This is a genomic window from Kocuria rosea (genome assembly GCF_023715525.1).
Lineage (GTDB): Bacteria > Actinomycetota > Actinomycetes > Actinomycetales > Micrococcaceae > Kocuria > Kocuria rosea_A.
The window spans coordinates 1-23,802 of sequence record NZ_JAMBOG010000027.1 but is presented as its reverse complement, the minus strand read 5'-3'; the positions used below and the strand labels follow the sequence as shown (position 1 = coordinate 23,802).

Sequence of the window (23,802 nt, the reverse complement as noted above, 5' to 3'; positions counted from 1 at the left end):
GGCGGCGGGCCGGTCACTGGCGGTAGCTGCTGAGGAACTCCTCGATCCGGTCCAGGGCCGTGCCGAGGGTCTCCACGGACGGCAGGGTCACGAGCCGGAAGTGGTCGGGCTCGGGCCAGTTGAAGGCGCGGCCGTGGGTGACGAGGATCTTCTGCTCCTTGAGCAGGTCCAGCGCGAACTTCTCGTCGTCGACGATGCCGAACTTCTCGACGTCGAGCTTGGGGAACAGGTACAGGGCGCCGTCCGCCTGTTCGCAGCTGACCCCGTCGATCTGGTTGAGCCTCCGGTGGGCGAGGTCGCGCTGGGCCTTGAGCCGTCCGCCGGGCAGGACGAGGTCGTTGATCGTCTGGTAGCCGCCCAGGGCGGTCTGGATGGCGTGCTGGGCGGGGACGTTGGCGCACATGCGCATGTTGGCCAGCAGCTTGATCCCCTCGATGAAGCTCTCGGCCTTCCAGTTGGGCCCGGTGATGGCCAGCCACCCGGAGCGGTACCCGGCCACCCGGTAGGCCTTGGACAGCCCGGAGAACGTCAGGCACAGCACGTCCTCGCCGGTGAGGGTCGCGGTGTTGATCATCTCGGCGCCGTCGTAGGTGATCTTCTCGTAGATCTCGTCCGAGAACAGCAGCAGCTCGTGCTCGGCCGCGAGGTCCACGATCGACTGCAGCACCTCGCGGGAGTAGACCGCGCCGGTCGGGTTGTTCGGGTTGATGATCACGATGCCGCGGGTGCGCGGGGTGATCTTCGCGGCGAGGTCCTCGAGGTCCGGGTTCCAGTCGTTGTCCTCGTCGCAGCGGTAGTGCACGGGGGTGCCGCCGGCGAGGGCCACGGACGCGGTCCACAGGGGGTAGTCCGGGGACGGGACGAGGATCTCGTCGCCCGGGTTGCACAGGGCCTGCAGGGACATGGTGATCAGCTCGGAGACCCCGTTGCCGAGGTAGACGTCGTCGGTGTCGAGGTTCATGATCCCGCGCGTCTGGTAGTACTGCACCACCGCGGTCCGGGCCGAGTAGATGCCCCGGGAGTCGGAGTAGCCCTGCGCGTTGGGCAGGTTCTTGATCATGTCCACGAGGATCGCGTCCGGGGCCTCGAAACCGAACGGGGCAGGGTTGCCGATGTTGAGCTTGAGGATCCGGTGGCCCTCGGCCTCCATCCGCTCCGCCTGCTCCAGCACGGGGCCACGGATGTCGTAGAGGACGTTCTTGAGCTTGTCGGACTGCTTCACCACTGCCATGCGCTCCACCCTACCTCCGGGCGGCCCGCGCGCCGGGAGCCCTCAGGTGTCGTCGTCGCCGTCGAGCCAGTAGCGGGCGGCCTCCTCGGGCGTGTACGGGTCCCGGGCGGTGGTCATCCGGGTCATGAGCACGAGGTCGTCGGTGTCGATCCCGGCGGAGACCTCGTCGACGACCTGCACCGCGGCCTCCGGGAGGTCCTCCGCGCCCACGGGCACCACCCGCTGGGGCACGAAGTTGTCGAGGGGGTCCCCGAGGACCACGAGCCCGTTGTCCTCGATCGCCGGGGAGGCGGTGAACAGCGCCGCGGCCTGGACGTCGTCCGCGAGCAGCGCGGTGACGAGCTCCCCCGTCGAGGCGAAGGGCACGACGTCCTCGGGCACGCACTCGTAGGCGTCCTCCAGGCCCTCGGAGCCGTAGGGCCTCGCGGCGAAGTCGGGGTCCGCGCCGAGGTCGAGGGCGGAGCAGACCGGTCCGAGGTCCTCGAGGTCCTCGAGCCCGTGCTCGACGGCGGTGGCCCGGGTCACGACGACCGCGATCCTGTTCTCGGCCGGGGCGGGCTCGAGCATCTGCAGCCCCTCCGGGAGGACGTCGCGGACGCCACCGAGCACGTCCTCGTCGCCGGCGCCCTCGCCGCCGAGGCCCAGCAGCTCGGAGAGGTCCTCGGCGAGACCGCGGTCCGGTGGCGTGGTGCGCTGCGCGGAGGGCGCGGTGGCCCCGGGGCTCGGCGTGGGGGCGGCCCCGGGGCCCACGGCCCGCGGGGCGCGCAGGTGGAGGTAGAGGTTGCCGGAGTAGTCGGCGGCGAGCTCGACGTCCCCGCGCTCCAGGGCCTCGAGGTGGCCGGAGCGGCCCGTGCCGGTGTCCACGACGCTCGCGTCGAAGCCGGCCCCGCGCAGCCGCTCGGCGTAGACGTGGGCGAGCACGGCGGTCTGCCCGGTGGGTCCCGTGGCGATCCGGATCGGCGCCGCGGCGGACCCGGTGGGCGAGGGCGCCTCCGGGGCGGGCGCGGTGTCCCCGCCGCAGCCTGTCAGCGCGGCGAGCGGCGCGAGGGCGGCCAGCGCGGCCAGCGCGGTGGGCCGGCGCCGGCTCACCGGCGCTCCCCGGCGGGTGCCAGCCCCGCCAGCTCGAGCGCGACGGGCACGAGACCCACGAGCGGCAGCTCCGCCAGCGCGGCGAGCGGGACCCACCGCGCCTCGTCGGAGGTCCCGTCCACCTCCGCGGTGAGCGTGCCCCCGGTGACGTGCGCGCGGTAGACGACGCGCAGCGCGTGGAAGGGGCGGGCGAGCCCGTCCATGCGCTCCTCGGGGCCCATGTGGCGGCTGTGCACGCCGAGCAGCTCGTCGATCTCCACGGTGTACCCGGTCTCCTCGAGCACCTCCCGCACGGCCGTCTGCGCGGGCTGCTCCCCGATCTCCATGCCTCCGCCGGGCAGGCTCCACGCCCCCCGGAGGGTGGGGTGGCGGGGGTTCCAGTGGCTGAGCAGCACCGCCCCGTCCCGGACGATGACGGCGTAGGCACCCACCCGGGTGTCCATGGGAAGACTCATGGGGACCATTCTAGGAACACCTCGCCGTGCTGGGCGCCCGGGGGACGCCGCGGCGGGCCGGCGCACGGTCCGGAAAACGCACGCCGGGGCCGTTCGGCGCACCGCCGCCCCGCACCGGTTTGCCTCGGCCACCGGGGCTTCCCAGCATGGGGGGTGCGGCGTGCCGCCGCGCGCCGTGGAAGACCCGGGACCAGATGCGGTCCCGGGTCTTCTTCTGCTCCCGGCGGCCCTTCTCCTCGCCCGCAGCGGTGGGGCGGCCCTCCTGCCCCTGGGCCTGATGGTCCTGGCCGGGCTCGCCCTCCACGCCACGTCCCGGGCTCAGGAAGGGGCGGTGACCGTCCGCGTCACAGCTCCCCGCGCTCGCGGCGGGCGGCGTCGGTGAGCCCGCGCCGGTTGCGCAGCACCCGCTTGACCACCCACCAGAGGAGGAAGGCGGCGACCAGGACCACCACGATCCTCGAGAACACGCCGGCGTACTGCTCGGCGACGTGCCAGTTCTCGCCGAGGTAGTACCCGGCCAGCACGAAGACCGTGTTCCAGATCAGGGACCCGGCCGTGCTCAGCAGCACGAACGCCCCGAAGGACATCCGCTCGATGCCCGCCGGGATCGAGATCAGGGACCGGAAGACGGGGATCATCCGCCCGAAGAAGACGGCGGCCTTCCCGTGCCGGTCGAACCACTCCTCGGTGCGGTCGAGGTCGTGCAGGTCGACGAGCGGCATCCGGTCCACGATGGCCCGCAGCCGGCGGCGCCCGAGCGCGGCGCCGATCCAGTAGAGCGCGATCGCCCCCACCACGGCGCCCAGGGTGGTCCAGAAGATCGCCCCGCCCACCGTGAAGCTGCCCTGGCTCGCGGTGAACCCGGCCAGCGGCAGGATCACCTCGGACGGCAGGGGCGGGAACAGGTTCTCCAGGGCGACCAGGAGCCCGGCGCCGGGGGCGCCGATGGTCTCCATGACGCCGACCGCCCAGTCGGCGATCCCGCCCAGGCTTTCGCCCGCGGGCTCCGCGGCGGCGTCGAGGACGGTGGGCAGGGCGGTGCTGAGGGAGCTCATGGGATCCTCGGGTCGGGAGCGTGCGGGCCGGGTGCGCGGCGCCACGGGTCTGGGCACCATTGTGCCCGACGCCCCCGGGCGCCCGCCGTGACCCGGGGCGATCCGCCGGTGGCGTTCGTTACGCTTCCTCCATGCGCTCCCCCGCCCGCCTGCCCCTGTCCGCCCCGACGCCGGCCCTGGACCTGGGCTGGGACTTCTGGCTCGACAAGCCGCTGCGGATCCTCCTGGTCCTGCTCGGCGCCGCCGTGCTCGCCGCGGTGCTGCGCCTGCTGATCCGCCGGGTCACCGGGGGGATCGCCAGGGGCACGCGCTCGCGGATCGTGCGCCGGCTCGAGAGCGGCAGGCCGCGCTGGGTCGAGGACGCCGGGCTCGCCGGCGCCCGGCAGGCCCAGCGCGCCCACACCATCGGCTCCGTCCTGTCGTCCGTGACAACGGTGGTGGTCTGGGCCGTCGCGCTGCTGATGGTCATCTCGGAGCTGGACTACGACATCGGCCCGGTCCTGGCCAGCGCCGGGATCGCCGGCGTGGCCCTGAGCTTCGGCGCCCAGTCCCTCGTGAAGGACTACCTCTCCGGGATCTTCATGGTCGCGGAGGACCAGCTGGGCATCGGGGACGTCGTGGACCTCGGCGAGGCGAGCGGGACGGTGGAGTCCGTCGGTCTGCGCGTGACCCAGGTCCGCGACGTCAACGGCACCCTGTGGCACGTGCGCAACGGCGAGATCCTGCGGGTCGGCAACCAGTCGCAGGGCTGGGCCCGCTGCGTGCTCGACGTCCCCGTGCCCTACGACACGAACATCGAGCTGCTCAGCGAGCTCATCCTGCACGAGGCCGCCCTGCTGCGCGACGACCCGAGGGTGGGCGAGTTCATCACCGAGGACCCGGAGGTCTGGGGCGTGGAGGCCGTCACCGGCGAGTCCGTGACACTGCGCGTCGCCGTGCGCACCGTGCCCCTCAAGCAGTGGGACGTCGCCCGCGCCCTGCGCCTGCGCATGAAGAAGATGCTCGACCGCGAGGGCCTGCACATCCCCCTGCTCAACCAGACGGTCGTGCGGCAGGCGGAGCCGGTGCCCGGCGCCCCCGCGCAGCCCGAGACGGGGCAGCTGCGGGCCGTGCGGCGGGATGTGCCAGGATCGGACGCATGAGCATCGTCAAGATCAACGCCATCACCGTCCCCGCCGACTCCGGCGACGAGCTCGGCCGGCGCTTCGGGGCCCACGGCGGTTCGATGACCGGCGTCCCCGGCTTCGAGGGCTTCGAGCTGCTGCAGCCCACCGACGGGCGCACCCAGTGGCTCGTGCTGACCCGCTGGGCCGACGAGGAGTCGTTCCAGGCGTGGACGTCCTCGCAGCACTTCACCCGCGCCCACGGCGGCGGCTCCGCCGAGGAGGGCGCCTCCCGGCCCCGCCCCGTGGGCACCTCCTCGGAGCTGTGGTCCTACACGGTGGCCGTCAGCCAGTAGCCCGGGCTCACCGGCGCCCGCGCCCCTTCGACCGGCCCGCGGCCTTGCCGCGCCCGGCCCTGCCCCCTCCCGGTCCCCGGCGCCCGCCGGCGGCCGGGCGCGCGGCCCGCCCCGAGGACGACGACGCGCGCGCGCCCTGGGCGCCCTTCGCCGGCCTGCGGTCCACGGCCGGCTCCGCCGCCGGCCCGCCCGTGCCGGTGCCCCGGGAGCTGTTCAGCCCGCGCCCGCGCACCACGCCCACGAAGTCCTGCACGAGCTCCTCCTGCTCCTCGGGCAGGTCCTGCGGCCACACCAGGGCCACGGGGACCGTCGCGGCGTCGGGCACCACCCGGTGGACCAGGTCCTTGCGGTGGTGCAGCCGCGCCACGGACATGGGCACCACGACCAGGCCCAGCCCGGCGGCCACGAGCTCGATCGCGTCCCTGGCGTGGCGCACCGGCGGCAGGGGCGCGTCGGCGGCGACCGCCTCCGGGGAGCGCAGCTGCTGGCGCTCGGGCAGGGACGCGGGCTCCTGGAGGAGCACCTCGTCGACGAGCTCGGCCACCGGCACCTCGTCGAGCAGGGTCAGCTCGTGGTCGCGGGGCAGCACCACGACCTGCTGCTCACCGTAGAGCTCCACGGCCCGGAAGTCACGGCGCAGGGCGGCGAGGTCGTCGACCCCGGCCCGCGGGTGGGCGGGCAGGCGCACGAAGCACGCGTGGGCGCGGCCCTGCCCCAGCTCGTCCCGCCAGGTGTCCGCCTCGAGCGGCCGCTCCGCGAGGGCCCGGCCGGGGTTGCGGTCCCGCCAGCGGAAGAACCACTTGCCGGGCATCACCCCGGGGACGAACGCCACGACCAGGTCCGCCGATCGGACGGGCCCGTCGGCGGCGCTGTGGTCGGGATTCCCGGCGGGGCCGTCGGCGGGTCTCGGGGCGGGGGTCTCGGCGGGCTCGTCGGTGGGGTCCTCGTGCCCGGGTGCAGCGTTCATGGCCGCCAATCTACCGACTGCGGGCGCGGCTCCCGACCGCGCGGGGCCCGGCCCGCTCCCCGCGCCCGGCGCGCCGGGCGCCCGAGATGCGAAAACCGACCCGCACGTATAGGATGGAGGGGTTGCTCCGGGGCTATAGCTCAGTTGGTAGAGCGTTTCGTTCGCAATGAAAAGGTCAGGGGTTCGATTCCCCTTAGCTCCACGACACCGCGTCCGCCCGCCGGACGCCCACGGAAGGCCCCGGCTCGCGCCGGGGCCTTCCGTGCTTCCCGCCCTCCGTCCCTTCCCGCCCTCCGTCCCTTCCGGGACGGAGCACCTCAGGCGAGGTCCTTCCGCAGCTGGGCCAACAGGACCCCGACCACGTCCGCGCCGCCCGCCACGCCGGAGTGCAGGTGCACGACCTCCGCGCCGTGCAGGAGCCCCACCGCGTAGCGGTCCTCCCCCGAGCCGCTGAGGGCCTGCGCCGTGCGCGCGAGCCAGCCCTCCACGACCGCGGCGTCCATGATCCGCCCCAGGGCGTTCTGGTACTCCCGGGCGTCCGCGGCCGCCCGGCGCACCGACTTGCCGGCGCGGAAGCCCGAGCCGCCCAGCACCGCCTCGACGTAGCGGACCCGCTTGACCGCCTTGCGCACCACGTGGAGGTGCTCGAGCCGCTGAGCGGCATCCGCCCCGGCGCCCGAGGCCTCCGCCGCCGCGCCCCGCTCGCCCACGCGCACCACCTTGCGCAGCGCCCGGCGCAGCATCGTGCTGGCGACCTTCCGCGCCGAGAGCTCCGCGCACTGCTCCGTCAGGGGCGGTGCCGCGGCGAACTCCCGGACGTCGGCCAGTAGCCGCAGGTGCTCCTTGGAGGCCAGGGACCGGCGCACCGAGCGGGCGGCCAGCTCGGCCTGCTCCTCGGCCCGGTGCTGGAGCACGGCCGCCGGGGCCGGGCCGACACGGCCCCCCAGCTCCTCGACCCGCGCGGGCAGCAGCTGCGCCGTCACCTCCGCGTCCCGGGCCGCCGACAGGGTGCGGGCGAGCTCCCGGAGGCGCACGTACAGGTCCTCCGCGACGTCGCCCTCGAGGAACGGGTCCGCCGCCTTCAGCACGCTGCGCAGCGACCGCGACGTCACCCGCATCTGGTGCACGGCGTCCGGGACCTCGAGCCGGACCTTGAAGTCCCACAGCACGAGCTGCTCGGCCAGCTCGGCCAGCACCGTCCGGAGCAGCTCCGCCCCGGAGACCGCCGGCTTCTTCCCCTTCTTCCCCTTCTTCTCCTTCGGCCCCGGCTCGCCCTCCGCGTCCCGCTCGTCCTGCTCCCCGGTCGGGGCGGACCCCGCCGGGACCTCGGCCTGCTCCGGGACGGGCCCGGCGGCCACCGCGTCGTCGTCCTCGGCGCCGAGGGCGCGGGCGATCTTGGCCCGCGACGTCGACGGCCTGCCCCCCACCGCGAAGACCGCCTCCTCGACCGCGGAGAAGATCTCCTCCTGCTGCTCCTCGGGGACGGTCCCGTCGACCAGCTCGACCTCCCACTCCGACCACGAGCGCACCGTGCCGGTGCGCTCGTCGACGGCCTCGACGACGTCGGCGGCGAGCTCGGCGACCTCGGTTCCGGCGGGGTCGCCGATCATCAGCACCCGCCGCACGGTGCGCAGGGTCGCCACGGGACGCAGCCGCTCACCGCCGGCCAGCCCCGCGAGCAGCGTCCGCACCGCCGCGGGCATCCGCTCCGGCGTGCGCAGCAGGGGGAACTGCAGCTCGCGGCGCCCGGACGGCTCGTGGAACTTCACGTGCCACCCGTCGTCCGCTCCGCCGCGGCGGCGGCGCAGCGCGACGAGGCGCCGGGCCAGCGCCATGTCTGGCGTGTCGTAGTACACCGCCTCCATGCGGTGCTCGACCGGCTCGGCGGACACGGTGTACCCCTGCAGCCCGCTCCAGTCGATGCGCTCCTCGGCGCCCTCGGGGACCTCGTACTTGCGCTCGATCTCGCGGTGGGCGACGGGTGCCATGGCAGTCCTCCTCGATCGGGTCCGAGGGCGGCAGGGACCGTCCCCCGGCTGTTGCGGCGATGATACCGGGGAGCCCGCCCCCGGAACGGGTCCGCCGCACGGCCCCGGACGGGGCCGTGCGGCGGGTGCGGCGGACGCTGGGGACGGGGCTCAGGCCCGGCGCCGCTTGAGGACGTCGTCGAGGTCCAGGGCGGAGCGCCCGCGCTCCTCCCCCGTGCGCACGGCATCCTTGAGCGTCGCGGACCGGGCCACGGGCTGCTCCGGCACGGGCAGCGGCTCCGGCTCCGGGCGCGGGACCACGGGCGCGTCGGCGTAGGTGGGGCGGGGCACGGGCACGGGCTCCCAGGTGCGGGCGGCGGCGCCGGACTCCCGGGCCACCTTGAGCGCCTCCGCCCGCAGCTCCTCGACCGTGAACGCGGCCGGAGCGGGGGCGGGGGCGTCGGCCTGGGGCTGCTCGTGCTGCGCGGGGAGGTCGAGCGCCTCGGCGGCCTGGCGGGACTGCTCCCGGGCCTCCTCCGCGACGGCGTGCTCGTTGTCGAACAGGGCGACGTCCTGGCGCGGGGCGTGCGGGTCGGCCGTGGTGTCCGTGCGGGCGGGGCGGGGCGCGCGGCGCGACGCGCGGTCCTGGACGGCGAGGTAGCGCAGGGCCAGCACGGAGCCGAGGCCCAGCAGGAGCAGGAACACGGGCCACGGCCAGCTCACGGCGGCGGACAGCGGCGCCAGCACGGCCGTGACCAGGGCGGCGAGCAGGGCGGCGCACCCGCCCAGGAAGATCCCGGCGCGGTCCCACTTGATGCGCAGGGCGCCCGGACGGGAGGCGGTGCCGCTGCCCGTGCGCAGCGAGGGGGTGTCGGTGGTCGCCATGGTGATCCTTCGTCGGCGGGACACGGGGGAGGTCGGCTCGGGCAGCTCCGGGGACTGCTCCGGGACGAGATCGGTGCCGGCGATCTCGACCCGGGCCTCGACGGGGCCCTCGCGGCGACGCTGCAGGCGCGGGACGACCCAGAACAGGGACAGGGCGCACACCACGGCCAGCGCGGCCGAGCTGCTCACCCAGATCATCGTCGCGGTCCTGCCTCTTGTGCGCTCGAACGTGCGCTCGAACGGGCGGCGGGGAACCGCCGGCGCGCGGCACCGGCGTGTCCGGGCCCGGGGTCGGGCCGTGAGCGACAGCCTACTACCGCGCCCGGACAGCCTGTGGACATCCCTGTGGACACGCCGGTCACTGCCACACCGCGGGGCGGTCCGAGCCGGTGAAGCGCCGGACCAGCCCCTCGGGCACCTCCGGGGCGGTGAGCGCGAAGCTGCGGTGGTCCGTCCAGCGCCCGTCGATGTGCAGGAAGTCCTTGCGCAGCCCCTCGTCCCGGAACCCGAGCTTCTCCACCACCCGCAGGGACTTCGTGTTCTCCGGGCGGATGTTGATCTCCATCCGGTGCAGGCCGAGGCCCTGGAAGCAGTAGTCGGTGGCCATCGCCACGGCCATGGGGGCCACGCCGCGGCCGGCCTGCTCCCGGTCCACCCAGTACCCGAGGGTCGCGGAGAGGAACGAGCCCCAGGAGATGCCCGAGACGGTGAGCTGGCCGATGAGCTCGAACCGGTCCGCGCCCGGGGCCCGCTCCGTGATCACGAACGGCAGCGCCGTGCCCTGTCTGGCCTGCTGGTCGAGGGTGCGCACGAACTGCCCGAACGTCGGCGCCTCGCCGCCGGGAACGGGGTTCGTGGCCTCCCACGGATCCAGCCAGTCGCGGTTGCGGTGGCGCACGAGGTCCCACTCCCGGCGGTCGGCCCGGCCGAGCGGGCGCAGCCGGAGGTCACCCCAGGAGACGGTGACGGGCCACCGGAACTGTCCGGCCACGGCTGGGGTGTCCTCTCAGCCCACGGGCAGGGACCGGACGTAGTCCTTGAGCCAGTCGCACAGCTCGGGGCCGAGGTCCTCGCGCTCCGAGGCCAGGATGATGTTGGCCTTGAGGTAGCTCAGCTTGTCGCCCGTGTCGTAGCGCCGACCCTTGAAGACCACCCCGTACACCCCGCCGCCCTCACCGTCGCGGGTCGCGAGGGTCTGCAGCGCGTCGGTGAGCTGGATCTCGTTGCCGCGGCCCGGGGCGGTGTTCTCGAGCACCTCGAAGACGTCCGGGTGCAGGACGTAACGGCCGATGATGGCCAGGTTGGACGGGGCGTCCTCCGGGGCCGGCTTCTCCACCAGGCCGTTGATCCGCACGTAGTCCGCCCCGTCCACGACGGTGACGTCGGCGCAGCCGTAGGCGCTGATCTGGTCCTCGGGGACCTCCATGAGGGCCACGACGGAGCCGCCGGTGCGCTGCTGCACGGCGATCATCTCGGTGAGCAGGTCGTCGCGGGCGTCGATGAGGTCGTCGCCCAGCAGGACGGCGAAGGGCTCCTCGCCCACGTGGATCTTGGCGCGCAGCACCGCGTGCCCCAGGCCCTTGGGGTCGGCCTGGCGCAGGTAGTGGATCTCGCCGAGCTCGGAGGCGTGCTCGACCTCCTTGAGCAGCTCCGTCTTGCCGGACTCCTCCAGCTGGTGCTCCAGGGCCGGGACGCGGTCGAAGTGGTCCTCCAGGGCCCGCTTGGAGCGGCCGGTGATCATCAGCACGTCGTGCAGGCCGGCGTCGACGGCTTCCTGGACGACGTACTGGATGGCCGGGCGGTCCACGACCGGCAGCATCTCCTTGGGCATCGCCTTGGTCGCGGGCAGGAAGCGCGTGCCCAGTCCGGCGGCGGGAATGACGGCCTTCCGGACCGTCCGGCAGTTGTTGTTTCCACTCATGGGCACAGGCTAGCGGATTGTCGGCGGCGTCCGGTTGAACCGCGCGGGGGCCGGGGCTAGCCTCGCAGCACCGGTGCCCGCCGCACGGCGGCGGCCGGCCGGCGGCGCGGTGCCCCGGCCGGCAGCGAGCCGGCCCCGCCCCCGGGGACCCCGTGCGGTCCTCGACGACGACCCAGGATCGAGCGCCACGATGACGGACCCGAGCGACCCCGCGGAGCTGAAGGACCGGTTGCGCCGGGAGCGGCGGGCCGCGCGCGCCCGGCGCTCCCGGGCGGCCCGCGAGCACGCCGAGGTGGGCTTCGACCGCCACGTCGCGGAGCTGCTGGCCGGGCGCGGGCACCTGGACCTCGCCGCGTACCTGCCGATGCCCACGGAACCGCCGCTGGAGCGCGCCCTCGCCACCGCCCACCGGCGCGGCCACCGGGTGTGGGTGCCGGTGTGCGAGCCCGGCCGCCGGCTCTCGTGGGCGCGCTGGACCCCGGACACCCCGGTGCGGGAGGGCGGCCTCGCGGCGCTGCGCGAGCCCGTGGGCGCCCGCCACGGCATCGAGGTCATGCGCTCCGTGGGGGTGCTGCTCGTGCCCGCGCTCGCCGTCGCGCACGACGGCGCCCGCCTCGGCTTCGGCGGCGGCTACTACGACCGCTTCCTCGCGCGGCTGTCCCGCACGGCCCACCCCGAGCTGCTGAGCGCGGTGTGCGTGTTCGCCGACGAGGTGCTGCCCGCGGGCGCCGTGCCGGTCGACGAGCTGGACGCGCCCGTGACCCTGGCCCTCACCGAGGAGGGGACGGAGCCGCTGGGCGCCGGGACGCCGCCGCGCACGCGGTAGAATCAGCACTCGACCCCTTCGAGTGCCAGCCGGCGCACCCGACGACCGTTCCCAGGAGGACCCATGCCCGTCTACGCCTACGGCTGCAAGGACTGCGGCCACGCCTTCGACATCCGCCAGTCGTTCAGCGAGGACGCCCTCACCGTCTGCCCCGAGTGCGGCGGCGACCTGCGCAAGAAGTTCAACACCGTGGGCGTGGTGTTCAAGGGCTCCGGCTTCTACCGGACCGACTCCCGCGCCGGGGCCTCCTCCGCCGACACCGCGTCCCCCGCGCCCGCCTCCTCGGGCTCCTCCCCCAGCTCCGGCCCCGCCCCCGCGGCCGCCTCCGCCGGGTCCTCCGCGGGGGCCGGGACGGGCGGCTCCGCGGCCTGAGCCGGTGCCGGGGCCCGCACCGGTCCCGGCGTCCGGGCTCCACCCGCCTCCCGGGGAGCGGTGAGCGCCCGGACCGTCCCCAGCCGGGACCGGTCCGCGCCGGGCCCTGGCGCCTACCGTCGGCGCATGAGCCGACGTCCGCGCCCCGCCCGGCGCCGCTATCCCCTGGCCCTGCACCTGCGCTCCGCCCTGTCGCGGCGCCGCCGCCTGGCCGTGGCCGGGCTGCTCGGGCTCGCATTGGCGCTCGTGGTGGTCTCCCCGGCCCCGCCGAGGGCCCGCACCGTGCCCGTGGTCACGGCCGCCGGGGCGCTCGCGGCGGGCACAGTGGTGTCGGCCGAGCAGCTGGCGGTCGCGGCGTACCCGCACGGGCTGGTCCCGGAGGGAGCGCTGACCGACCCGGAGGAGCTCGTGGGGCGCACGCTGGCGGGCGGCGGCGGGCGCACCACGGTGGTCCTCGTCCCGGCGCCGCTCAGCCCCAGTGCGGAGGGCGCTGGGCCCTGAGCCACTCCTCCCGGGCGTGCTCACCGGCACGCTCGCGCGCCTCCTCGCCCGTCTCGGTCTCGGGCCCGGGCAGCCCGGGAAGGCGCGGCTCCGCCCCGGAGACCGTGCCCCCCGTGGCCCGGCGGGGGCCCCGCCGCGCGGCGGGCCGTCCGGCGGAGGTCCCGGTGCCGCGGCGCTCCCCGGGAAGGGGCTCGGGGCGGGGCCCGTGCTCAGCGGCCACGGGAGGCCCTCCCCTCGCCGGGCAGCCCGAGGTAGCGGCGGATCAGCTCGGCGACGGTGTCGGGGTCGGTGAAGACCTCGATGGTCCACAGGGTCAGGTAGTTCCACCCCGTGCGCTCGAGCTGCTGGGGCCGCAGCCGGGAGCGCTCGCGCACCGACAGGCCGGTGCCCGAGCCGTCGGACTGGACGGCCACCGGGATCCGCAGCGGGCGTCCCTCCTCGCGGTCCCGCCCGCCCAGCAGCGCCCCCGCGGACATCGACTCGGTGCTCGCCCAGGCGACCAGGTCGAGCACGCCCGCGTACTCGAGCAGCACCGACGCGCCGCGCGCGACGAGGCGGCGGGCGAGGTCGACCACGAGGGCGTCCTCGTGGGTGTCCCGGGCGCTGACCGCGTGCCCGGCGCACTCCCCCAGGTGCATGGCCAGCACGCGCACGAAGTCCCGCGCGCCGTGCTGGAGGCCCTTGCCCTCCACCTCGTCCGGGTGCAGGGACGTCACGATCCGGGTCGTGTGCCGGGCGCGGGTCATGCCGAGCACGAAGTGCTGGCGCCCGTGCTTCTCGGACAGCGCGCCGAGGTAGGGCACGGTGCGGCCGTTGGCGGTCTTGCCGAAGCCGAGGGCGAAGACGACGGTGTCCCGCACGATCCCCGCCGCCCGGTGCAGGTCGACCACCCGGAAGGACTCCGGTCCGGGGGCGAAGAAGGCCGCGGTCGCGGGCTCCTGCCGCATCCGCTGCCGCACGGCCTCCGCGATCCGGGCCGCGTGCACCGCGCTGGCGGTGACCACGGCGAGGGACCGCTTCGGGTGCCGGGCGGCGTGGTCGAACACGAGCTCCACCACCCGGCGCACCTCGGCGGCGGGTGCCTGGATCCCCTCGATCCCGGCCGTCAACGCACCGATCCCGTCCGGGACGTACTCCACCTCGAGCACGGGGGTCGTCCCGGTCACGGAGTCCCCGTGCGGCAGCCGGGTGAGCCGGCCCCCGTAGAACTGCTCGTTGAGGTAGCCGAAGACCTGCTCGTCCATCGAGCGGTACATCGTCCGCAGGCTGCGCCCGGGCACGACGCGGGAGAGGGCGTCGAAGGCGCTGTCCACCTCGACCACCGGCTGCGCGCCGGCCGAGGTCGCGGCCATGGGCGCCACGGTGAACGGCTGCGGGCGGCCCAGGTGGGGGTCGCCGAACGCGATCACCTGGTCGCACCGGGTCAGCGCGGGCAGCACGGCCGCGAGCGGGGAGCTCTCGGCGTCGAGCACCACCACGGCGTCGAAGACGTGGTCCTCGGGCAGCGCCGCGGAGAGCACCAGCGGGCTGGCCGTCCACACCGGCACGAGGGAGCGGACGAGGTGCCCGGCGGCGGCGCCGACCTCCTCGAGGGGGGCCTCCCCCGCCCGCAGCATCGTGCGCAGCGCGACCGCCGCGCGCGGGGAGCGGCGGACGGAGCGCTGCCAGCGCTCCGCCAGCTCCCACAGCAGCCGCCCCGCCCCGGACGCGACGTGGGCGGCGTCGGCGCGGCGGAACGTGGACTCGATCCGGCGCAGCGCGGGGCCGTCGGCCACGGCCGGGAAGTCGTCGCCGGTGGCCATGGCCTCGAGCGTGGACTGCCACCAGGCGAGGTCGAACTCCGCCGGCACCTGCTCGCGCGGCACCGTGCGCCGGACCAGGTCGTCCACGAGCTCGCCCATCCCGCGCCCGCGCAGCTCGTCCAGCAGGAGGGTGCGCTCCGGCAGGGTCGCGAGGTTGGTCTCGTCGTTGATGAGCCGGTCCAGGACGTCCCGCAGGCGCGCCACGGGCAGCTCGAGCAGGCCCACGCCCGTCGGCGAGCCATCGAGCGCGATGGCCAGGCCCTCGAGGTCCTCGACGAAGCGGGCGTGCACCGCCGCGACCTCGTCGACCCGGTCGGAGACCGCCGGGTGCTGCCGCGTGCTCGCCCACTCCTGCCAGCGCTCCCGCTCCGACTGCACCCGCAGCAGCGCGCTGTGCAGGTCGGAGAGGTGGACCCCGTGCCGGATGTACTCCTTGGCGGCCTTGCGCAGCCGCGAGCGCTGCAGCCCCGTCATGTCGATGCCGTGCTCGCGGCGCCAGGCCGCGCCCGCGGTCGCGGCGACCAGGTCGGTCACCGGCCGGTCGTAGATGTCCGGGGTGAAGCGGGTGAGGGAGTCCTGGACCTCCTGGAGCAGGCGCAGCTGCCGGCCCCACTCGGGCACGGTGGCACCGGAGCGCAGCCCGCTGGTCGCCAGGACGTGGCGCATGCCGGTCTCGAGGGTGGTGAGCTCGAGGAGCAGGGACTGGGCGAGCCGGTGGGCCTGGCCGGCCTCGTCGTCGTTGACCAGGCGGGCCCCGCTCCACGGGCCCGCGAGCGTGCCCGCGTCGAAGGCCCCGAGCTCGGCGGCGCGCTCCAGCCGGGCGACGATCCCGGCCCGGTCGTGCACGCCGTCGAGCACGGAGCGCGGGAAGCGCACGGGCGTGGCGGGGGCGGGGCGTCGGGCGGTGAGCTCGGCCAGGGCCTGCACGGCCTGGTAGGGGGAGGCTGACCACCGGGGCCGGACGGTGTGCAGCGAGCGGACGTGCGCGGCGAGCCGGTCCCGGCAGCTGCGCAGCGTCGCGTGCAGCTCCTCGAGCTCGGGGCGCTCCGCGCGCTCGTTGCGGGAGACGGCGCGGATGAGCTGCTGGGCGACGTCGGCGTCGGAGAGCTGGGAGGACAGCGGCAGCACGGCGGTGCCGAGGCCGAGCCCGTCCATCCGGCGGCGGAACGCGGCCAGCGTGGTGCGCCGCTCGCCCAGGACCAGCACGGTCCGGCCGCGGGCCACGAGGGTCCCGACCGTGTTGACCGCGGTGTCGATCTGCCCGGTGCCGGGTGCGGCGGTCACCACGAACGAGTGCCCCTGCGCGGCGAGGTCCAGCACCTCCTGCTGCGGGCCGTCGGCGTCGACGAGCAGCAGCTCCTCCGCGGGGTCGCGCTCGTCGAGCGGGGGCGCGGTGGCGGTGATCTCCTCGACCTGCGGGACCCGTCCCACGGCGGAGTCCTTGAGCCGGGCGAGGTCCCGGACCACGGCCGTGCGCGCGTCGACCGACAGGTCGGCCGGGCGGTCGTGGAGGTCGGCGAACGTGGACACGAGCAGCTTGTGCTCGACGTGCATCCCGGGCACCGCCCCGGCCACGGTGCGCAGCGTCTCCAGGGCGGGGGCGGGGTCGAGGCGGCGGGTCCCGTAGGCGAGGCGGGCGAGCTCCCCGGAGGCCAGGTCCACGCCGTGGTCCGCGGCCAGCCGCCGCACCATGGCGGGGTTGAGCCGGGCGGGGCCGACGAGCTGGAGCTCGAAGTCGTCGAGGTCGGCGCGCGGCTTGAGGGTGATGGGCGCCAGCAGCACGGGCGCGATCCAGCGCCGCTGCCCCGAGCCCGTCGGGTCGGAGCCCCGGGGCCGGGCCAGCCAGGACGCCGTGCCGGCGGCGAGGTAGGCGGCGTCGAGGCCGTGGTTGACCGACAGCTCGTGGATCTTGGTGCGCAGCGAGCGGGCGGCCCGGGCGGCGACCCCGTAGGCCTGCGGGTCGTGGACGATCGTGGACAGGCGGGTGGGCCGGCCCATCAGCAGCTGGGCCTGGCCCGAGGAGTTCGCCTCGGTGAGGTCGATGCTGACGTTGTCGACCTGGTTGAAGTCCAGCAGCGTGTCCGGCCCGGTGTAGGCGTCCATCTGGCGGGTCCAGGGCTGCAGCGAGACCCGGTGGGTCCGCTCCGGGTGGGTGTCCGACTCCCGGGGGGTGCGGTCGGATCCGATCGACATGGTTCTCCTCCTGCGCCCGGCCCAGCGGCCGGGGCCGGTCATGCATCGGTCGAGCGGCCCTGCGCGGACCGCTCGACCTCAGCTGGTGGTTCCTCGCCCGTGCGGGGCAGGCGCGGGGCCTACTCCCACTCGATGGTGCCCGGGGGCTTGGACGTGACGTCCAGGACCACCCGGTTGACCTCTTCGACCTCGTTGGTGATGCGGTTGGAGATGCGGGCCAGCAGGTCGTACGGCAGGCGGGACCAGTCGGCGGTCATCGCGTCCTCGCTCGAGACGGGGCGCAGCACGATCGGGTGGCCGTAGGTGCGGCCGTCGCCCTGCACGCCCACCGAGCGGACGTCGGCGAGCAGCACGACCGGCATCTGCCACACCTCGTCGTCGAGCCCGGCGCGGGTGAGTTCCTCCCGGGCGATCGCGTCGGCGCGGCGGAGGATGGCGAGGTTGTGCTCGGTGACCTCCCCGATGATGCGGATGCCCAGCCCGGGGCCGGGGAACGGCTGGCGGCCGACGATCTCGTGCGGCAGCCCGAGCTCCCGGCCCACGGCCCGCACCTCGTCCTTGAACAGGGTGCGCAGCGGCTCCACGAGCTCGAACTGCAGGTCCTCGGGCAGGCCGCCGACGTTGTGGTGGCTCTTGATGTTGGCGGCGCCCTCCCCGCCCCCGGACTCGACGACGTCCGGGTAGAGGGTGCCCTGCACGAGGAAGCGCACGGGCTCGCCCTCCCGGGCGGCGGCCTTCGCGACCTCCTCGGCGGCGGCCTCGAAGGAGCGGATGAACTCCCGGCCGATGATCTTGCGCTTCTGCTCGGGGTCGGTGACGCCGGCGAGCGCGGTGAGGAAGCGCTCCTTCTCCTCGGCCACGTAGAGGTTCACGCCGGTCGCGGCCACGAAGTCCTTCTCGACCTGCTCCGCCTCGCCCTCGCGCAGCAGCCCGTGGTCCACGAACACGCAGGTGAGCTGGTCGCCCACGGCGCGCTGGACGAGGGCGGCGGCCACGGCGGAGTCCACGCCCCCGGAGAGCCCGCAGATCACGGAGGCCGAGCCGACCTGCTCGCGGATCCGCTGGACGTGCTCCTCGATGATGTTGCCGGTCGACCACGTGGGCTCGACGCGGGCGCCGTCGAAGAGGAAGTGCTCCAGGACCTTCTGCCCGTGCACGGAGTGCTTGACCTCGGGGTGCCACTGCACCCCGTAGAGCCGGCGGTCCTCGTCGGCGAACGCCGCGACCGGGGTGGTCTCGGTGGAGGCGAGGACCTCGAAGCCCGCGGGCGCCTCGACCACGGAGTCGCCGTGGCTCATCCACACGGTCTGGGAGGCGGGCGAGCCCTCGAGGATCGAGGCGGCCTCGGAGGCGCCGACCGTGGTCGCGGTCGTGGCGCCGTACTCGCGGGCGCCCGTGTGCGCCACGGTCCCGCCGAGCGCCTGGGCCATGGCCTGGAATCCGTAGCAGATGCCGAAGACGGGCACGCCCGCTTCGAAGAGGGCGGGGTCCTGCCGGGGGGCGTCCTCGGCGTAGACCGACGCGGGCCCGCCGGAGAGGATGATCGCGGCGGGGTTCTTCGCGAGGATCTGCTCGGTGGACCAGGTGTGCGGGACGATCTCGGAGTAGACGCTGGCCTCGCGGACCCGGCGGGCGATCAGCTGCGCGTACTGCGCGCCGTAGTCGACCACCAGGACCGGGCGTTGCTCCAGCTCGGTACGGGTCTCAGGTGTTTCGGTCACGCCCTCCAGTCTAGGCCAGGGGCGGGACGGGCTCAGTACCGCTTGGCGGCCCGGGGGTTCACCCGCAGCTCCGCGGCGGTGGAGGCGTGGATCTTGCGCTCCACGACGAAGGACAGGAACGGCACCACGCCGCCGAGGGCCATGACGACCAGCTGGGGGAAGGGCCAGCGCATGAGCGTCCAGATCCGGAAGCAGGAGACGAGGTAGACCACGTAGAACCAGCCGTGGACGATGAGGATCCAGGTGGAGATGTTCACCCCGCCCGCGAGGTTCTCCAGCTCCAGGTTCTGCCAGCCCAGGGGCACGGTCCGGCCCGTGAGCTGGTCCGTGCCGCCGGCGACGAGGTCGTGGCCGAAGCCGTAGCGGGTGATCATCTCCGCGACGAGCAGCAGCAGGAACGTCCCGGAGATCCAGGCGCAGACCATGTAGAACTTCAGGGCGCCGCGGATCTGCGCCTCGGTGCCGCCGAAGCGGCGGCGCGGCTGGAGGGCGGCGGCGCGGCCGGGCACGCGGCCGGGGGCCGCGGCGCGCTCCGGCGCGGCGTCCTCGGGGAGGGAGACCCGCACCCCGTCGGTGCGCTCCTTCGGGGCGGGCGAGGGGCTCGGGTGCGTGGGGTCAGTCATGGTGGGCTCCGGTCCTGTCCTGGGTCCTGTCCTGGGTGGCGCCGCGGGGCTGGTCGTCGAACCAGTAGTGCTCCCCCGCCTCGGGGTCGTAGTAGTAGTAGCGCCCGCTGGCGTCGTCGTAGAAGTAGTCGCCGTCGAAGTAGAAGTACTCGCCGGGGTCCTGGCCGCGCAGGTGCTCGTCGCGCACGAACCGCCACCAGATGTAGAGGGCGAACCCGGCGAAGACGACCCACTCGACGGCGTAGAAGAGGTTGAGCAGGTCGACGGACTCGTCCGTGGGCTGCTGGTCGATCTCGAGCCGCGACAGCTCCGGGCTCAGCAGCTCGGGCTGCGCGGCGAGGGCGCCGCCGTCGTCGAGCTGGAAGGCCCCGGCGGCGGGGTTCTCCGCGAACGCGGTCACGAACCCGGGGTAGACGGGGACGTCCCACAGGTTCGTCAGCTGCGCCGGGGAGACCGACCCCACCTGCCCGCGGGGCAGCCCGGGCGCGGGCAGCGGTCCCTCGGGGGGCAGGTAGCGGCCGACGACGTCGACGGCGCCCACCGGCTCGTCCGGCACCGCGGCGGGGTCGGCGGTCCAGCCGCGCGCCACGGCCACCGTGAGGTCGCCGCCGGCGGCCGGCCACTGCCCGGCCGTGCCGGGCAGGGTCAGCGCGGAGACGACCCACCAGCCCTCGGCGCCGTCCTGCAGCCGCCCGGGCACCAGGACCGTGGAGCCGTCCCGGTACGCACCGGTCGCGGTGACGAGCTGGTCGGCCTGCGCGGCGCTCACGGCGGCGCCCGCCCCGGCCGCCTCGGCGAGCGGGCGGGCGACGTCCTTGGCGGGGTCGGCCACCGTGCGGGACTCCTCGCCGGAGCGCAGCTGCCACTGGCTCAGCAGCACGAACGCCACGGCCGCCCCCAGGCACAGCACCAGGACGAGGAGCGAGCGGGGGCGCAGGGCGGTCTTGAGCACCCGTCAAGGCTAGTGCGCCTTCCTGGGCGTTCGCCAATCCCGGGCCGCGCCGGGGCGCGCCGGCGCGGCGCGGCCCGCGGCCCGGGCCGGCTCAGCCGCGGATGACGACCTCGGCGCGCTGGAACTCCTTGAGCTCCAGGTAGCCGGTGGTGGCCATGGAGCGGCGCAGGGCGCCCACGAGGTTGGACGTCCCGTCCACGTGCCGGGAGGGACCGTGGAGGACCTCCTGCAGGGGGCCCACGGTGCCCACGCGGGTGCGCAGCCCGCGCGGGAGGTCCCCGTGGTGGGCCTCGGCGCCCCAGTGCCAGCCCTGGCCGGGGGACTCCTCGGCCCGGGCGAGGGCGGTGCCGAGCATCACGGCGTCGGCGCCCATGGCGAGGGCCTTGACGATGTCCCCGGACACCCCGACCCCGCCGTCGGCGATGACGTGCACGTAGCGCCCGCCCGACTCGTCGAGGTAGTCGCGGCGGGCGGCCGCGACGTCGGAGATCGCGCTCGCCATCGCGGCGTGGATGCCCAGGGTCGTCTGCGTGCGCAGGGACGCGCCGCCGCCGAAGCCCACGAGCACGCCGGCCGCGCCGGTGCGCATGAGGTGCAGCGCGGGCGTGTACCCGGCGGCGCCGCCCACGATGACGGGCACGTCGAGGTCGTAGATGAACTTCTTGAGGTCCAGCGGCTCCTGGGTGCGGGAGACGTGCTCGGCGGAGACCGTGGTCCCGCGGATCACGAACACGTCCACACCGGCGTCCAGGACGGCCCGGTAGTGCTCGGCCGTGCGCTGCGGGGTCAGGGACCCGGCCACGATCACGCCCGCGTCCCGGATCTGCGCGAGCCGGGCGGTGATCAGCTCCGGGCGCACGGGCGCCTCGTAGAGCTCCTGCATCCGGCGGGTCGTGGCGGGGGCGTCGTCGACCGACAGGCCGGCGATCTCGTCGAGCACCGGCTGCGGGTCCTCGTAGCGGGTCCACAGCCCCTCGAGGTCGAGCACGCCCAGTCCCCCGGCCCGGCCCAGGGCGATCGCCGTCGCGGGGGACGTGACCGAGTCCATGGGGGCGCCCAGGAACGGGATGGAGAACCGGAAGGCGTCGATCTGCCAGTCGGTGGAGACGTCCTGGGGGTCGCGGGTGCGGCGCGAGGGGACGAGGGCGATCTCGTCGAGGGAGTAGGTGCGGCGGGCGCGCTTCGACCGGCCGATCTCGATGTCGTAGCTCATGGGGTCCTTTCCGAACGGGTGCCGCGGGCCCGCGGCACCGTGCTCAGCGCTTGTAGTTGGGCGCCTCGACGGTCATCGTGATGTCGTGCGCGTGGGACTCCTTGAGCCCGGCCGAGGTGATCCGCACGAACCGGCCCTTGGTCTTGAGCTCGGCGATGTCGTGCGCGCCGACGTAGAACATGGTCTGGCGCAGGCCGCCGTCGAGCTGGTGGACCATGGCCGAGAGCGGGCCGCGGTAGGGGACCTGGCCCTCGATGCCCTCGGGGATGAGCTTCTCGTCGCTGGCGACGTCGGCCTGGAAGTAGCGGTCCTTGGAGTAGGACGTGTTCTTCCCGCGGGACTGCATGGCCCCCAGGGAGCCCATGCCGCGGTAGGTCTTGAACTGCTTGCCGTTGACGAACACGAGCTCCCCCGGGGACTCGTCGCAGCCGGCCAGCAGGGAGCCGAGCATCACGGAGTCCGCGCCGGCCACGAGGGCCTTGCCGATCTCCCCGGAGTGCTGCAGGCCGCCGTCGGCGATGATGGGCACGCCGGCGGGGATCGCGGCCTTCGCCGCCTCGTTGACCGCGGTGATCTGGGGCACGCCCACGCCGGCGATGATGCGGGTGGTGCAGATGGAGCCCGGGCCCACGCCCACCTTCACGGCGTCCGCGCCGGCGTCGACGATCGCCTGCGCGCCCGCGCGGGTGGCCGCCTGGCCGCCGACGACGTCGACGTGGGAGGCCGCCGGCTCGGCCTTGAGGCGCGCGATCATCTCCAGCACGCCCTGGGAGTGCCCGTTGGCGGTGTCGATGAACAGGGCGTCCACGCCCGCCTCCACCAGCGTCATGGCGCGCTCGAAGCCGTCGCCGAAGAAGCCGACCGCCGCGCCGACGCGCAGCCGGCCCTCGTCGTCCTTGGTGGCCCGCGGGTACTGCTCGGCCTTCGTGAAGTCCTTGATGGTGATCAGCCCGGTGAGCCGGCCGTCGTCGTCGACGAGCGGGAGCTTCTCGATCTTGTTGGAGGCCAGCAGCCGGTGGGCGTCCTCCTTGGCCATCCCGACCTTGCCGGTGATCAGGGGCATCGGCGTCATGATCTCGTGCACCCGGCAGCGCGGGAAGTCGCTCTCGGGCAGGTAGCGGGTGTCGCGGTTGGTGATGATGCCCAGCAGCTTCTGGTCGGCGTCGACCACCGGCAGGCCGGAGACCTTGAAGTAGCCGCACAGCCGGTCCAGCTCCTCGAGCGTGGCGTCCGGGGAGATGGTCACGGGGTCGGTGATCATCCCGGACTCGCTGCGCTTGACACGGTCGACGTGCGCGGCCTGGTCCTGGATGGACAGGTTGCGGTGGATCACGCCGAGCCCGCCCTGGCGGGCCATGGCGATGGCCATCGGGGACTCGGTGACGGTGTCCATGGCGGCGGACAGCAGCGGCGCCTCGAGGCTGATGCGGCGGGAGAGCCGGGTGCGCGTCGACGCCTCGGACGGGATGACGTCGGTGTTGCCCGGCAGCAGCAGCACGTCGTCGTAGGTCAGGCCGGTGAACCCGAACGGGTCCTCGGACAGGGCGGTGGGGACGGCGGGATCCGACACGGTGGGGCCTTTCAGCAGGTGGGGAGTCCCGACCATTCTACGGGCCCGTCCGCGTCGCGGGACCCGGCGGGCGCCCGGCTGTGGGAGGTCTCACGGCAGGGCCGACACCTCGGTGCCGTCGGTGGCCAGGGCCTCTCGGACGCGCTGCGTGAACATCGGGGCCAGCGACCTCACGTACTCGACGGTGAGGTGGTTGGTGTCCCAGTAGGTGTAGACGTTGCCGATCACGGGCGTGCACCTGCCCTCCGGGCAGATCAGGTCGCCCATGTCGACCATGGAGACCCCCGGCAGCTCGTCGGCCACGCGCCGCAGCGGGCTCTCCGGCCCCAGAACGACGTGGCCGGGCGCGCAGGAGGGGTCGTCCTCACCCTTCTCCACCGCGCAGAAGGCCGGGGGGAAGTCGAATCGAGCGTTGTCCCGCACGGCGATGACCTGGCTGCCGCGCTCGGCCAGGGCCCGGATCCGCGCCTCCGTCCCGGGCGTGAGCATCTCCTCGTTCTGCTCGGTGCTGCGGGTGCCCTGGACCAGGACCAGTTCCGGGTCCACGGCCTCCACGGCCGCCTCGGCGCCCTCCAGCCAGCGGGCGCACGCCTCGTGATCGGCGACCTGCTCCTCGGCGGTGGCGTAGAGGCAGGCGCCGCGGATGTAGGTCACGACCCGCCAGTTCTGCTCCTGGGCCAGCTGCTCGATGGCCGGCATCCACATGTGCACGTGGCTGTTGCCGATCACCATCAGAGTCGCCGCCGGGGCGGCGTTGGGCACGGTGTCGAAGCACCACTCCTGGTGGGCCTCGGACAGGCCCAGCTCCACCGGGCACGTCTCCCCCAGGCCGGGCTTCTGGTAGAAGTCGCCGGTCACCACCGGGACGTTCACGGCGTCGGGGTCGCCCTGGTACTGGAAGCCGGGCACCAGGGCGGCGGCCCCGGGATTGTTGCGGTCGGCGGCCGCGACGATCTGCGCCGCCCGCCGCGCCTCGGCCTGCTGGACGGCCACGACCGGC

The 23,802-nt window shown here is 74.7% G+C and carries 22 protein-coding genes and 1 tRNA gene; 6 read left to right on the top strand and 17 right to left on the bottom strand.

The genetic code is table 11. The annotated features are described in order from the left end of the window. Window positions 1-13 precede the first annotated feature (13 nt). The 4 genes from M3185_RS15005 to M3185_RS14990 form a co-directional block, all read right to left on the bottom strand. Window positions 14-1,231: a pyridoxal phosphate-dependent aminotransferase gene (locus M3185_RS15005; protein WP_251334488.1), complete on the bottom strand. Its 1,218-nt coding sequence runs from the start codon at window positions 1,229-1,231 to the stop codon at window positions 14-16. A gap of 42 nt (window positions 1,232-1,273) precedes the next feature. Then, the gene (locus tag M3185_RS15000) at window positions 1,274-2,320 is read right to left on the bottom strand and encodes a glycine betaine ABC transporter substrate-binding protein (RefSeq protein ID WP_251334487.1); all 1,047 of its coding nucleotides are present in this window, start codon (window positions 2,318-2,320) and stop codon (window positions 1,274-1,276) included. Then, window positions 2,317-2,775, bottom strand: a complete 459-nt coding sequence (locus tag M3185_RS14995; protein WP_251334486.1) for an NUDIX hydrolase — start codon at window positions 2,773-2,775, stop codon at window positions 2,317-2,319. The genes M3185_RS15000 and M3185_RS14995 overlap by 4 nt, the downstream gene beginning before the upstream one ends. A 344-nt stretch (window positions 2,776-3,119) precedes the next feature. Continuing rightward, a complete protein-coding gene (locus M3185_RS14990) occupies window positions 3,120-3,830 on the bottom strand; it encodes a DedA family protein (RefSeq protein ID WP_251334485.1) in 711 nt (236 codons plus the stop codon). A 131-nt stretch (window positions 3,831-3,961) separates the two neighbouring features. Between M3185_RS14990 and M3185_RS14985 the strand changes: the two genes are divergently transcribed. Further along, the gene (locus M3185_RS14985) at window positions 3,962-4,972 is read left to right on the top strand and encodes a mechanosensitive ion channel family protein (RefSeq protein ID WP_251334484.1); all 1,011 of its coding nucleotides are present in this window, start codon (window positions 3,962-3,964) and stop codon (window positions 4,970-4,972) included. Then, the gene (locus M3185_RS14980; RefSeq protein ID WP_251334483.1) at window positions 4,969-5,289 is read left to right on the top strand and encodes an antibiotic biosynthesis monooxygenase family protein; all 321 of its coding nucleotides are present in this window, start codon (window positions 4,969-4,971) and stop codon (window positions 5,287-5,289) included. The genes M3185_RS14985 and M3185_RS14980 overlap by 4 nt, the downstream gene beginning before the upstream one ends. Window positions 5,290-5,296: 7 nt before the next feature. Here M3185_RS14980 and M3185_RS14975 read toward each other — a convergent pair whose 3' ends face one another. Continuing rightward, on the bottom strand, window positions 5,297-6,256 hold the full coding sequence (locus M3185_RS14975) for a LysR family transcriptional regulator substrate-binding protein (protein ID WP_251334482.1): 960 nt from the start codon (window positions 6,254-6,256) through the stop codon (window positions 5,297-5,299). A 129-nt stretch (window positions 6,257-6,385) separates the two neighbouring features. Between M3185_RS14975 and M3185_RS14970 the strand changes: the two genes are divergently transcribed. Further along, a tRNA-Ala gene (locus M3185_RS14970) sits at window positions 6,386-6,458 on the top strand. Window positions 6,459-6,573: 115 nt separating this feature from the next. Here M3185_RS14970 and M3185_RS14965 read toward each other — a convergent pair. From M3185_RS14965 to galU, 4 genes are all read right to left on the bottom strand, one after another. Then, the gene (locus M3185_RS14965; protein ID WP_251334481.1) at window positions 6,574-8,244 is read right to left on the bottom strand and encodes a CYTH and CHAD domain-containing protein; all 1,671 of its coding nucleotides are present in this window, start codon (window positions 8,242-8,244) and stop codon (window positions 6,574-6,576) included. Window positions 8,245-8,394: 150 nt separating this feature from the next. Further along, the gene (locus M3185_RS14960) at window positions 8,395-9,306 is read right to left on the bottom strand and encodes a hypothetical protein (protein ID WP_251334480.1); all 912 of its coding nucleotides are present in this window, start codon (window positions 9,304-9,306) and stop codon (window positions 8,395-8,397) included. A 160-nt stretch (window positions 9,307-9,466) separates the two neighbouring features. Further along, entirely contained in the window at window positions 9,467-10,099 is a 633-nt protein-coding gene (locus tag M3185_RS14955) for a GNAT family N-acetyltransferase (RefSeq protein ID WP_251334479.1), read from the bottom strand. Between the two features lie 15 nt (window positions 10,100-10,114). After that, the gene (gene galU / locus M3185_RS14950) at window positions 10,115-11,029 is read right to left on the bottom strand and encodes a UTP--glucose-1-phosphate uridylyltransferase GalU (protein ID WP_251334478.1); all 915 of its coding nucleotides are present in this window, start codon (window positions 11,027-11,029) and stop codon (window positions 10,115-10,117) included. 190 nt (window positions 11,030-11,219) lie between these two features. Between galU and M3185_RS14945 the strand changes: the two genes are divergently transcribed. The 3 genes from M3185_RS14945 (at window position 11,220) to M3185_RS14935 (ending at window position 12,728) form a co-directional block, all read left to right on the top strand. Next, window positions 11,220-11,855 (top strand): 5-formyltetrahydrofolate cyclo-ligase, encoded by a 636-nt coding sequence (locus M3185_RS14945; RefSeq protein WP_251334477.1) that lies wholly within the window; start codon window positions 11,220-11,222, stop codon window positions 11,853-11,855. A 63-nt stretch (window positions 11,856-11,918) separates the two neighbouring features. Beyond that, window positions 11,919-12,227, top strand: coding sequence for an FmdB family zinc ribbon protein (locus M3185_RS14940; RefSeq protein ID WP_251334476.1), 309 nt, complete (start codon window positions 11,919-11,921; stop codon window positions 12,225-12,227). 126 nt (window positions 12,228-12,353) lie between these two features. After that, entirely contained in the window at window positions 12,354-12,728 is a 375-nt protein-coding gene (locus M3185_RS14935) for an SAF domain-containing protein (RefSeq protein ID WP_251334475.1), read from the top strand. Here the strand turns inward: M3185_RS14935 and M3185_RS14930 are convergent. From M3185_RS14930 to M3185_RS14895, 8 genes are all read right to left on the bottom strand, one after another. Next, window positions 12,697-12,948 carry a hypothetical protein gene (locus M3185_RS14930; protein ID WP_251334474.1) on the bottom strand — a complete coding sequence of 84 codons (252 nt, stop codon included), beginning with the start codon at window positions 12,946-12,948 and terminating at the stop codon, window positions 12,697-12,699. The two genes, M3185_RS14935 and M3185_RS14930, sit on opposite strands and share 32 nt — an antisense overlap. Then, window positions 12,938-16,723 (bottom strand): hypothetical protein, encoded by a 3,786-nt coding sequence (locus M3185_RS14925; protein WP_251334473.1) that lies wholly within the window; start codon window positions 16,721-16,723, stop codon window positions 12,938-12,940. The genes M3185_RS14930 and M3185_RS14925 overlap by 11 nt, the downstream gene beginning before the upstream one ends. A gap of 119 nt (window positions 16,724-16,842) precedes the next feature. After that, window positions 16,843-18,444 (bottom strand): glutamine-hydrolyzing GMP synthase, encoded by a 1,602-nt coding sequence (gene guaA / locus M3185_RS14920; protein WP_251334472.1) that lies wholly within the window; start codon window positions 18,442-18,444, stop codon window positions 16,843-16,845. Window positions 18,445-18,476: 32 nt separating this feature from the next. Then, window positions 18,477-19,067: a DUF3817 domain-containing protein gene (locus tag M3185_RS14915; protein WP_251334471.1), complete on the bottom strand. Its 591-nt coding sequence runs from the start codon at window positions 19,065-19,067 to the stop codon at window positions 18,477-18,479. Continuing rightward, on the bottom strand, window positions 19,060-20,019 hold the full coding sequence (locus tag M3185_RS14910; protein WP_251334470.1) for an SURF1 family cytochrome oxidase biogenesis protein: 960 nt from the start codon (window positions 20,017-20,019) through the stop codon (window positions 19,060-19,062). The genes M3185_RS14915 and M3185_RS14910 overlap by 8 nt, the downstream gene beginning before the upstream one ends. Before the next feature lie 91 nt (window positions 20,020-20,110). After that, on the bottom strand, window positions 20,111-21,232 hold the full coding sequence (locus M3185_RS14905; RefSeq protein ID WP_251334469.1) for a GuaB3 family IMP dehydrogenase-related protein: 1,122 nt from the start codon (window positions 21,230-21,232) through the stop codon (window positions 20,111-20,113). Between the two features lie 43 nt (window positions 21,233-21,275). Next, on the bottom strand, window positions 21,276-22,838 hold the full coding sequence (gene guaB / locus M3185_RS14900; protein WP_251334468.1) for an IMP dehydrogenase: 1,563 nt from the start codon (window positions 22,836-22,838) through the stop codon (window positions 21,276-21,278). A 54-nt stretch (window positions 22,839-22,892) separates the two neighbouring features. Continuing rightward, window positions 22,893-23,802: SGNH hydrolase domain-containing protein (locus M3185_RS14895; RefSeq protein ID WP_285859953.1), on the bottom strand; the 910-nt coding region annotated here is incomplete at its 5' end.